Source organism: Bartonella sp. W8167 (genome assembly GCF_016100335.1).
Classification (GTDB): Bacteria; Pseudomonadota; Alphaproteobacteria; order Rhizobiales; family Rhizobiaceae; genus Bartonella; species Bartonella apis.
Map to the genome: position 1 here is coordinate 1 of NZ_JACFSQ010000017.1, position 413 is coordinate 413.

Genomic DNA, 413 nt, shown 5'->3' on the forward strand with positions numbered 1-413 from the left:
AAACTTTCAGGTTACACTTCATGTTGAACACGCCAAGGTTGCTTGTGCTGCCTCGGTGTCTTGCTGCTCGGTATTTCCGTGCTCAAGAGATATGTTAAGCTTGATCATTGATACATTCGCTGTGAATACTTATGACTCCCGAACAGCTATACGGATTTTCATTTGGTCGGCTTGGCCTTGGCATAAAGTGCTTGACTTTGACAAAAACCTGTTATGGTCGATGATGGAAGAATAGGACTTTTCGCCATGAAAAAACAATCCTCTTAGAGGAATGTACCAGTTTATGCTTATGCATAATTGCTGTAGCGTCTATGTTTGACATAAGTTGCGTTGTGACCATGAATATAAACTTTCAGGTTACACTTCATGTTGAACACGCCAAGGTTGCTTGTGCTGCCTCGGTGTCTTGCTGC

1 protein-coding gene is annotated in these 413 nt (G+C 42.6%); it reads left to right on the forward strand.

Translation table 11 applies throughout. The features are described 5' to 3' along the window. The coding region (locus tag H3V12_RS11120; RefSeq protein ID WP_210326834.1) for a hypothetical protein at positions 1–235 on the forward strand (235 nt) is incomplete at its 5' end. Positions 236–413 lie beyond the last annotated feature (178 nt).